This is a genomic window from Leptospira weilii (assembly GCF_006874765.1).
GTDB classification, from domain to species: Bacteria; Spirochaetota; Leptospiria; order Leptospirales; family Leptospiraceae; genus Leptospira; species Leptospira weilii.
The window spans coordinates 1962501-1965000 of record NZ_CP040840.1 but is presented as its reverse complement, the minus strand read 5'-3'; the positions used below and the strand labels follow the sequence as shown (position 1 = coordinate 1965000).

Genomic DNA, 2500 nt, shown 5'->3' with positions numbered 1-2500 from the left:
TTAAAATTTCAGAATATTCAGAGATTACGATGGAGTGTAATCCGGAGGATATCACTTCCGATTTTTTAAAATCGATCGCACAAGCCGGTATCAACCGAATCTCCGTGGGCATCCAAAGCTTTCATCCGGAAAGACTTCAATTTTTAGGCAGATACCACGATCCGAACAGATACGAAAACGTTTTGGAAACGGTCAAAAATTCCGAAATTTCCAATTTCTCCGCGGACTTGATCTATGGAATTCCGGGACAATCGATTGAGGAAATCTTAAAGGACGTTCTTCGGATTTTGAAAGCGGGAGGAAAACATATTAGTCTCTACGCCCTCACCGTAGAAAAAGGAACTCCGTATTCCAGAAAGGTAATGGATAAAATTACTCCAGGGCCCGAAGAAGAAATTCAGGAAGAAGTTTTGAAACTTTTACCGAACCTTCTTTCTCAGTATGAATTATTTCAATACGAAGTCAGCAATTATTCCAAACCGGGATTTTCGTCCGAACACAATCTCAAATACTGGACAATGGAATATTATTTGGGAATCGGGCCAGGAGCTCACGGTTTTCTTCCTACAGGAAGATATTCCAATCCGAGAAATGCGGAAACGTATAAAACAAAACATCCTTCTAAAGAATACACAAAACCAGATCTTTATGAAGAACTAGTTCTTTCTTTGTTTCGCCTATTTCAACCGATTTCTATGGAAAGTTTTTATGAGCTGATTCCCGAAAAAAAACAAATTCTAGACCGACAATTAAAACGAATGGAAGAATCCGGACTTTGCGAATTTTCAAACGGAATCTTTCAATGGAAACCGGAAGCCGTTTTGTTTTTAGATTCTAAAATTTTAGAACTCGCCTCTTTGTAAGTTCCCTCTGTTTTATAAATCGCTTTTAAGTTGATGCTATAAAAATCAACAGGACGATATCCATTCTAACTCCGAATTCAAAATCTTTAAGACGGGAAGCAATCCCTAATTTTCTTCCAAAACGGTCTGGAAATCCGATTTCAAGTCACTTTTCAGCCAAGCAAGAACGGAACAGTTTTAAAATTCCTATCAAAATAACTCTAAAACTTTAGACCTTTTTCGAAAAATTCGCACAAAAAGACCTCAATACGACATTGTTTCCTTATTTTACAATATATAACAACACAAAGCCCATATTCTACAAATTCATAGCCATATCGAATATATTAAAAAATAATTGTATACAATTTCTAATATATATCACATCCCTAATCAAAATAGTATAAAAAATGAAAGTCCCACTTGTTTTGTATTCAAACAATTCGCATTCAACAAAAAATGTTCTAAAAAAATAATTTGAACAATTTTAGAAGCAAATTTGCGACGCTCTTCTTTTTATTCTAAGCAGTTAGACATAAGGGAAAATACAAATGATAGCTAATACGAAGATACACTATTTTGAAATTTCCATTGGAAGCCATCATTGCGACGATGATGGAAAGTTAAACATAGACAATGCCCAATCCTTCCTGAACGAAGCAAGAAAAAAGGCTTTGAAAGAAGTCGAATTGAATTCTCCAAATTCCGACCTAACTCATATCGAACCGATCGTTCTTTGGTCAGAAAGTGATTACCGAGATCAGATTCATTTCCCGGATTCGATTTTAGTTCAGACCGAATTTAGAACGATTACAAACGCACGTTATAAAATTATCCAGAAACTGATCCGAAAATCGGACCGCAGGGTCGTTTGTCATTCGAATTCATTCTGTATTCTTTTTGATTCCAATCGAAAAAGACCCTGGAAACAATCTGTATCTTTACAAGCCGTTTAAAATCTTAATTTAGGTTCGGAACCTAAAAGGACTTTTCCAATTTTTGAGTCCCTAAAACGAATTTTAGACAGGTTTTCTTTCGGCTTAAGATCCGATACTTCTGTATCGAATCGCGATTTGTCCGGTGCGGACGATTTCTTCAACTCCGTATTTAGACATGATTTCCACAATGGCATTCACTTTACGGGAGTTTCCCGAATACTCTATCGTCAGAGAAGCGTGTGTTAAATCCGCGATTTTCGCCTCAAACACTTCGCATACGGAGAGAATTTCCGTTCTTGTAGTCTCCGTCAGTTTTACCACAAGAAGCACCAATTCTCTGCTCACGCAATCATGATAGGCAAGGTCCTCCACTTCCACAACGTCCGGTAGTTTTAAGAGTTGCTTTTTTACCTGTTCTACCGTGGATTCGTCCCCTTTTACCACAATCACCATACTTGAAATTTCGGGATTTATCGTGACACCCACCGCAATCGAATCTATATTATAACTTCTGCGAGTAAATAAACCGGAAACATGGCTCATAACTCCCGGATGGTTGTTTACCAGTATTTTTAGAATGTGTTTCATACTTTTTTCAGTCCGGCCAAATCCTTAAACTCGATCATTTCTTTCTGAGATTTTCCGGCGGGAATCATCGGAAATACCTTTTCTTCCGCCGGTATAATCACTTCTAAAAATGCCGCCCCGTCATCTTTTGTA

The 2500-nt window shown here is 37.4% G+C and carries 4 protein-coding genes (2 of these 4 only partly in view); 2 read left to right on the top strand and 2 right to left on the bottom strand.

Annotated features, from left to right (window positions below):
• A protein-coding gene (gene hemW, locus FHG67_RS09240) for a radical SAM family heme chaperone HemW (RefSeq protein WP_004499025.1) crosses the window boundary here: on the top strand, nucleotides 1-863 show its 3' portion. The gene continues 301 nt to the left of window position 1, outside the view; 863 of the gene's 1164 nt are visible here — the last part of the coding sequence; its start codon lies beyond the left edge, outside the window; its stop codon occupies nucleotides 861-863.
• Between the two features lie 530 nt (nucleotides 864-1393).
• Nucleotides 1394-1798, top strand: coding sequence for an acyl-CoA thioesterase (locus tag FHG67_RS09235; protein WP_002626466.1), 405 nt, complete (start codon nucleotides 1394-1396; stop codon nucleotides 1796-1798).
• A gap of 84 nt (nucleotides 1799-1882) precedes the next feature.
• Here the strand turns inward: FHG67_RS09235 and ilvN are convergent, their stop codons facing one another.
• Both ilvN and ilvB read right to left on the bottom strand, forming a co-directional pair.
• Nucleotides 1883-2368: an acetolactate synthase small subunit gene (gene ilvN, locus FHG67_RS09230; protein WP_002626528.1), complete on the bottom strand. Its 486-nt coding sequence runs from the start codon at nucleotides 2366-2368 to the stop codon at nucleotides 1883-1885.
• Nucleotides 2365-2500 carry the 3' end of a biosynthetic-type acetolactate synthase large subunit gene (ilvB, locus tag FHG67_RS09225; RefSeq protein ID WP_004503109.1) on the bottom strand. Its footprint extends 1574 nt past the window's final position, so only the last 136 of its 1710 coding nucleotides appear in the window; its start codon lies beyond the right edge, outside the window; its stop codon occupies nucleotides 2365-2367. The genes ilvN and ilvB overlap by 4 nt, the downstream gene beginning before the upstream one ends.

Bases quoted from the DNA above. Each gene is read 5' to 3' on its own strand.
- ilvN (WP_002626528.1), bottom strand. From the start codon at position 2,368: ATGAAACACATTCTAAAAATACTGGTAAACAACCATCCGGGAGTTATG.
- FHG67_RS09235 (WP_002626466.1), top strand. From the start codon at position 1,394: ATGATAGCTAATACGAAGATACACTATTTTGAAATTTCCATTGGAAGC.